Genomic DNA, 7,319 nt, shown 5'->3' with positions numbered 1-7,319 from the left:
ATTTCTATCAAACCCTCTCCTCCTACTTTTTTCCAGTTTTGTCCTGTACTGAGATCTTCTATAATTTTTTAAGAATTGAGTGGGGTATAAAATCTATGAGTTTAGAAAATGAAATTGAACAAAGAAGCGCGGAAGTTAAATCTGACAGCTATTCTATGTCAATTGGAGAACTTGTTAATCTTTATCAGGATCATGAAATTGACATACATCCGGAATTCCAAAGATTTTACCGATGGTCTTCTCTACAAAAAACAAAACTTATTGAATCCATACTGTTAGGCATTCCATTACCTCCAATTTTTGTATCGCAAAGAAAAGATGGAGTTTGGGATGTTGTCGATGGGTTACAGCGACTATCAACGATATTTCAATTTATGGGAATTCTTATCGGTGAAGATGAAAAAAGACTTGAGCCTTTGGTATTAGAGGAAACAAAGTATTTGCCTTCTCTGAAAGATAAACTTTGGTCAAATCCTGAAGACCCAGAAAACTCATTTACTAAGGCACAACAATTATTTATTAAGCGTTCCAAACTTGATGTCAAAATAATATTAAAAGAAAGTGATGAAAAAAGTAAATATGAATTGTTCCAACGCCTAAATACTGGAGGTTCCCCACTTTCAGAACAAGAGATTAGAAATTGTATTTTAGTCATGGAAAATAGAGAGATGTTTTTATGGCTACAAAGTCTATGTAACAGTGATGACTTTCAAGAATGTCTCACTCTAACTGATAGAGCGAAAGAGGAAAAATATGATATGGATTTAGCCCTAAGATTTGTCGTATTTAGAAAAATAGATGCTATAGAGCTTAAAAAAATTAAAGATATCAATGAATTTGTCACTGACAAAATGTTAGAAATAGCGCGAAACGAAGACTTTGACTTTGAAGAAGAAACGGAGGCTTTCAATCAGACTTTTTACATTCTTAAAAGTAAAATAGGTCAAGATTGTTTTCACCGTTATGATATTAATAAAGAGCGCTTTTTGGGAGGTTTCTTATTGTCTGCATTTGAGACAATTGCTCTTGGTATTGCACACAACTATGAAGAGATACTAGAGGTAAAAGAAACTTTCCATATCTTAGAAAGAATTAAAGAGCTATGGTCTAAAAACAATTTCTTGAAAAGTATCGGATCTGGAAAAACGGCAAGTTTAAGGATGCCTAAAATTGTGCCTCTAGGGCGTAAGTTATTTAAACCATGAGCAAGATCCGGACTGCACTAGAATTAAATAGTGCTTTAACTAGAGATATTACTTGGCGGAAAAAAGAGCTCATCTACATCAAAACCTTAATTGAAAAGAATCAGTATCGATCTCCGCACTCAGCGTTACTCCGAAGTGGAATCACTATGTTATATGCACATTGGGAAGGATATGTTAAAACAGCTTCTACACATTACCTAGAGTTTTTAGTACGACAGAATCTCAATTATGAAGACTTAAATAGAAATCTTATTGCTCTTTCGTTTAAAGAAAAATTACAAGAATCTGAAATGACTAACCGATCTACGATATTCACTCAAGTTGTAGAATTGTTATTAGACAAAACGGAAGATAAATTTAGGCTCAATTGGCGTGAATGCATTAAGACTTACTCGAACTTAAATTCAAAAGTTTTAGAAGATATTTTATGTTCTCTAGGTTTAGACTATTCTCTTTATGAAAGTAAGAAAAATATTATTGATCAGTCTTTGCTAGCTTCGAGAAATAGAGTTGCCCACGGTCAATATGAAGTTATTGATGAAAAAATATACGAGAGTTTACATCATGAGATTATTTTACTTATGGATTTACTAAGAGATCAAATAGAGAATGCAGTGCATACTAAATCTTATTTGCGTAACCATACTGACTTCTCTTCGTAATATTTTATCTCTAATGCTCTCCTAATATTTAACCCAGAAATTTACGTTTATAAACCGTGAGAAATTTGTAGAGCTGCATCACCAGTTTTAGTTTCTTTTGATAGTCAACAAGCTGTTGTTTTTTATCGATAACAAAATCCTTTACTTCTGGTAGCTGTGCCATATCTTGCCGCGCCTGTTCCATATCGGCCACAATTTGGCGCTCGTCCGCCGTCAGTTTTTGGCGGAGATTCCGTAATTTTCGATGCCAACGGGGCAGTTTCCACAGGACATAAATATTCAGTCCTGCTAGAAATAAATTGAAGGCGATCGCCACCCCAAACTGCCAAGTTGGATGTTCCATAGTTACGATTTTTAAACTGTTGCCATCCAGTCAATACACTGTTGTAAATCTTGCTGCATTGTCTCAGGATCTTGGTGATAGCGTCGACCATGTCCCGGTAAAATCCACGAAAATTTGTAATCCCGCAGTTTTTTCATGGATTCGATTTGCTTTTCCCACGAATACCAACAGTAATTTCTAAAGCCCGTCAAATGCCCTAGCCGCGCAGAATAGGCGAGATGATCACCCGTAAATAAATACTCATTTTTGTAGAGTAGTACGGTATGGCCTGCGGTATGTCCCGGCACTAGAATAATTTTGATATCTTCAGCAAAATCAATGGGTTCTGTTCCCTCTAGAACAATTTCCAGATTCTTTGTGCTGTCGCTAATTTCGGTCTGATGGAGGAGGCGATCGCAGGCAAAATGATCATGAAATTTTTGGTGATCCGCCACATCATCGCGGTGGGTGAGGTAGAGATATTTCACCCCGCCCATATTTTCTAATTGTTTCGTTAAAGGGGGGTTAAAGCGAGGCGAATCAATGAGAATATTACCCTCTGGGCGCTGGATAAAATAAGAGGCCGCACCAAAGGATTTTTTTGAATGATAGCCACAATAGTACACATTTTCGGCAATGGGCAAAGGAAACTCAGCTTGGATCGTTTTAATGTCATTAGGAGGATTAACCGTGCCGATGGATGCTGTCGGACAAGCTAACAATGCTTGCAAAGCTTCCCTTTCTTCAGCAGCATTTTTGGGTTGGTGATAAACCGCCGATTGACTTTCTTGGCGATTAAAAATTTCAGGGCTTAGCCAACGGCAGGTATCACAGTCAATGCAGGTGCTATCCACATAAAATTCACCCTCAATATTCTGCGATCGCCGATTTTTTAGGGTTGCCATATCAGAATATATTTTCCTCATACTTAATTATCTTGATTTGATCGTAGCATCGACAAATTTAGGAATTGGGCGGCTAAACGAACATCGTGTAAAATAAACACATAAGCTTTGCGATTGAACTAACGGAGTTACTTTTACCCATGGCAGGCGGCAACTTGGCGATTACGGCGGCGGACTATAGCTTACTGACGGATTTGTATCAGCTCACCATGTCAGCTTGCTATGTCGGCGAAGGATTGGCGGAAACACCTGCGCATTTTGAAATGTTTACGCGACGGCTCTCCAATGGCTTTGGCTATTTTGTGGCGATGGGGCTGGAGCAGGTTTTGAGTTATCTCGAAGCGCTGCAATTTACAGGCGAACAAATTGATTATTTGCAGCAAACAGGTATTTTTGAGTATGCACCAGCCGCTTTTTGGGAATTATTACGAGGTGGCAAATTTACGGGAAATGTCTGGGCGGTTCCCGAAGGTACACCAATGTTTCCCCACGAGCCTTTTTTGCGGATTGAAGCGCCCCTTTGGCAGGCTCAAATTGTCGAAACCTTTATTCTCAATGCCATCAATTACCAAACGCTCATTGCCACTAGGGCAGCGAGAATGCGTCATCAGGCCGGCGATCGCCTCCTTTTAGAATTTGGCACAAGACGCGCCTTTAGTCCCCAGGGCGCAACATGGGCAGCCCGGGCAGCTTTAGCGGGCGGTTTAGACGCAACATCAAATGTTTTGGCGGCACAGCAACTGGGTGTAAATCCAGTGGGCACAATGGCTCATGCGTTGGTAATGGCTGTGGGTACACTGGAGGGATCTGAGGATCAAGCCTTTCAAGCCTTTCACCGTTATTTTCCGGCAGCCCCTCTGCTCATCGATACCTACGACACCATGGGCGCAGCACACCGTTTAAAAACACAAATTGAAGCAGGAGAAACAGTCTTAAAAGGGATTCGTTTAGATTCTGGGAATTTGGCACAGCTTTCCAAAGATATTCATGAGCTAATGCCAGACATTACTATTTTTGCCAGCGGTGATTTAGATGAATACGAAATTGCGCGATTACAAAATGCTGGGACGCAAATTAACGGCTATGGCTTAGGCACAAAACTCGTGACAGGTTCCCCGGTGAATGGCGTATATAAGCTCGTCGAAATTGCCGATAAACCCACAATGAAAAAAGCGAAAAATAAGGCAACTTATCCCGGCTGCAAACAGGTTTTTCGTAATGTCGCAGAGGGCTGTGACCGTATGGCATTAGCGACAGAATCCCCCCAAAATAACGAGATTTCTTTATTGGAGTTGGTAATGAAAGGGGGCGATCGCCTCACCGAACCAGAAGCCCTTAAAACAATAAGAAATCGAACAAAAGTAAACGTTGAAAAGCTGCCCGATGGCGTTAAACAGTTGCAAAACTCTGATCCCTACCCCGTCGAAATTTCCGAGCAATTACAAGCTCTAACGAAAGAAGTCGCAGCCCGACTCAAAAACTATACGTGATACCTGATACCTGTTCNACTGTTCACTGTTCACTGTTCACTGTTCACTGTTCACTGTTCACTGTTCACTGTTTTCTGAAATTTCACCATAAAAAAGCCATCCATATCGTGTTTGTGAGGCAACACTTCAATCCAACCTTCCTCTGAAGCAAACGAATACGCAGGAGAACTTTCTTCAGGTTTGACAATTTGCCACTCGGGATTTTCTTCGAGGAACTTAGCGGCGATCGCCGCATTTTCTGCCGGATTAATCGTGCAGGTGGAATACACTAAACAGCCATTCGGTTTCACCCATTTCGAGCCAGCCTGTAGAAGTTCCGATTGAAGTTGGGTAAGTTCAGAAATTTTGTCGGGGTTTTGTTGCCAGCGAATATCCGGGCGTTTATGAAGCGTTCCCAAACCAGAACAAGGCACATCTAAGAGAACACGATCAGCCATCTGCCGAAACTGGGGATACTCACGACTATCCCCGATTAGGGTGCGGATCATCATCAAATCTAGACGACGGGCATTTTGTTCGATTTTATTAATGCGGGATTGGTATTTATCACTCGCCCAAATTGTCCCCTCATCACCCATCAGCTCAGCGATGTGAGTCGTTTTCCCGCCCGGCGCAGCACAGGCATCAATAATCACTTCCTTTGGCTGGGGATCAAGCAAATGAGAAACCAATTGGGCACTAGCATCTTGGATCGTCCACCAGCCCTCTTTATAGCCCGGCAAATTTTGAATCATGCCCCGCTTTTCGGTCAGCCGTAATGCATTCGGTAAGTCGGCGATCGCCTCACATTTCACCCCAGCATTAGCGAACAATACCTGTACATGTTCCAAAGATTGTTTAAGAGGATTGATACGAATATCGAGAGTTGCAGGCTGATTAAACCATTCACAAAGCTGCGCCGTTTCTTCTTCACCAAATTGTCCAAGCCACGTTGCGATGAGCCATTCAGGAAAACTATATTGCAAAGCAAAACGTTGGGGCTGTGACCCTGGCAAAACTAACGGATCGCCATTTTTTTCCTGAGATCGTAAATATTGTCTGAGGCAACCATTCACCACCCCAGCCAACTTGCCAAGGCGATTTTCCTTCGCCAGATCAACCGTCGTATTAACCGCTGCCGACGGCGGAATCGAATCTAAATAACGAATTTGATATAAACCCAATTGCAGTAATACTCGCAAATCAGGCGGCTGCTGCTCAATAGGTTTACTACCAAACTGATTAATAATCGCATCTAAGGTTTTCTGACGGCGCACTGTCCCGTAGACTAGCTCCGCCACGAAGCCGCGATCACTGCCCTTGAGGCCACTTTTATGTAATACCCGATCAAGGGCAATATCAGTAAAAGCCTTATGGTACATGATTTGGCGAAGAGCGATAAACGCAAGCTGACGTGCTGAAGACATGAAATCCAAAAAAACAAAGTAGATTGATTATCCCCCATTACTGACCTATGCTTGATGGCGAAATGTGTCGTGACAAAGGTTGCAGTAAATGCGCTTAATTTCAGATTTTGATGGCGTTATCATAGATTTATCGGAACGTTATTACCATGTTTATCGCTGGTCATTGGCGCAAATCGCGGCACCAGAGCAACCCATTACTCCCCTCACCAAAGCCGAATTTTGGCAGCTCAAGCGAACCCAAACACCTCGACCAGAGATTGGCTTAAAATCTGGGCTAACCGAGGCGCAAATCCCAAAATTTATTGAGCTACGCAATGATCATGCCCATGCCCTCGAAAATATGGTGCACGATAAAATCATTGATGGCTCTGTGGAAGCGCTACAAACGGCAAAGGAGCTTGGCTGGGAAATTATGACGGTCACAATGCGTCGCGCTAGCGAGCTGCAAAAGGTGATGGATTTAAACCCAGTCCTCAATGACCTCATTCCGGGCGATCGCCGCTTCACCAAGTCTGACCGAGCTGAACGGGAACGCGATATTGACCTAAAGCCCATTTTGCTCGACGAAACTTTATTGCAATTACCTCCAGCTGATATTGCTTGGATGGTCGGTGATACCGAAGCCGATATTCGGTCTGCCCGTGCTTGTAATATTCCGATTATCTCCGTGTTATCTGGTATTCGCGATCGCCAGATCCTCGAATCATTTAAACCCGACTACATTGCCGAAAACCTTTTAGAAGCAGTACAACTTATCCAAACAAAACTGTAAACCCTACTCTGTGGGGATATCTTCCAAAGTGTCCGTGAGATCTTTTAATTTTTGTTCGATCTCCTGTTTGATTGCCAACAATTTTTTTAGGCGGTGATAACGGGCGATCGCCAAACTAACCGCAGGAATCTCCTCCACAGGACAAGGCTTAGACCAAAGCTTCCCAAACTCATCTAAGCCACAAAGAGCATAGCCCCCAGACATTTCTGCAGGAGTCAATACCTTATCCGTCGCTTCTTTCTGACCAGTAGTGGCAGATTGTAACCAGCCATCGAGCAGAGGACCCTCTAGATAAACATCTTGGATTTTCCGCTGAGTGTCCTGTAGCTGCTGAACAAGACCGAGAGAATGTTCCCTGAGACGATCTAAAACATCAAGTACATAATGAGGATTAGACCTATGACGGTGCTGCGTAATCGGCGTTGCCTTAAGACGTGGTAGAGCCGGTAATGGCTTAGCAACAGGAGCAGCACCCGCAATCGTAAAAGAAGGCTTACTGACCCGATCTAAAATATCCGCCGGAGTTTGTAGACTGTTTTCCATTACTTCTCCACCAT

8 protein-coding genes are annotated in these 7,319 nt (G+C 42.4%); 4 read left to right on the top strand and 4 right to left on the bottom strand.

The annotated features are described in order from the left end of the window. Together NIES208_RS15030 and NIES208_RS15025 are read left to right on the top strand one after the other, a co-directional pair. The coding region (locus NIES208_RS15030; protein ID WP_235641404.1) for a DUF262 domain-containing protein at window positions 1-1,205 on the top strand (1,205 nt) is incomplete at its 5' end. Then, window positions 1,202-1,867, top strand: coding sequence for an MAE_28990/MAE_18760 family HEPN-like nuclease (locus NIES208_RS15025; protein ID WP_075893798.1), 666 nt, complete (start codon window positions 1,202-1,204; stop codon window positions 1,865-1,867). The genes NIES208_RS15030 and NIES208_RS15025, both read left to right, overlap by 4 nt. A 28-nt stretch (window positions 1,868-1,895) precedes the next feature. Here the strand turns inward: NIES208_RS15025 and NIES208_RS15020 are convergent, their stop codons facing one another. Then, window positions 1,896-2,210 carry a hypothetical protein gene (locus tag NIES208_RS15020; protein WP_075893797.1) on the bottom strand — a complete coding sequence of 105 codons (315 nt, stop codon included), beginning with the start codon at window positions 2,208-2,210 and terminating at the stop codon, window positions 1,896-1,898. 11 nt (window positions 2,211-2,221) lie between these two features. Further along, entirely contained in the window at window positions 2,222-3,094 is an 873-nt protein-coding gene (locus NIES208_RS15015) for an MBL fold metallo-hydrolase (RefSeq protein WP_075893796.1), read from the bottom strand. Window positions 3,095-3,234: 140 nt separating this feature from the next. On the opposite strand from NIES208_RS15015, the gene NIES208_RS15010 reads away from it, so the two are divergent. Then, entirely contained in the window at window positions 3,235-4,584 is a 1,350-nt protein-coding gene (locus NIES208_RS15010; protein WP_075893795.1) for a nicotinate phosphoribosyltransferase, read from the top strand. A 50-nt stretch (window positions 4,585-4,634) separates the two neighbouring features. Here NIES208_RS15010 and NIES208_RS15005 read toward each other — a convergent pair whose 3' ends face one another. After that, on the bottom strand, window positions 4,635-5,990 hold the full coding sequence (locus tag NIES208_RS15005) for a 16S rRNA (cytosine(967)-C(5))-methyltransferase (protein WP_075893794.1): 1,356 nt from the start codon (window positions 5,988-5,990) through the stop codon (window positions 4,635-4,637). A gap of 88 nt (window positions 5,991-6,078) precedes the next feature. Here NIES208_RS15005 and NIES208_RS15000 point away from each other — a divergent pair, with 88 nt between their 5' ends. Next, window positions 6,079-6,762: an HAD family hydrolase gene (locus tag NIES208_RS15000; protein ID WP_075893793.1), complete on the top strand. Its 684-nt coding sequence runs from the start codon at window positions 6,079-6,081 to the stop codon at window positions 6,760-6,762. A 3-nt stretch (window positions 6,763-6,765) separates the two neighbouring features. Here the strand turns inward: NIES208_RS15000 and NIES208_RS14995 are convergent, their stop codons facing one another. After that, entirely contained in the window at window positions 6,766-7,305 is a 540-nt protein-coding gene (locus NIES208_RS14995; RefSeq protein WP_075893792.1) for a hypothetical protein, read from the bottom strand. Window positions 7,306-7,319: the final 14 nt, after the last annotated feature.

Origin of the sequence: [Limnothrix rosea] IAM M-220, assembly GCF_001904615.1 — a bacterium.
Classification (GTDB): domain Bacteria; phylum Cyanobacteriota; class Cyanobacteriia; order Cyanobacteriales; family MRBY01; genus MRBY01.
The sequence above is the reverse complement of the archived record's forward strand: the minus strand, read 5'-3'. Positions and strand labels throughout refer to the sequence as shown.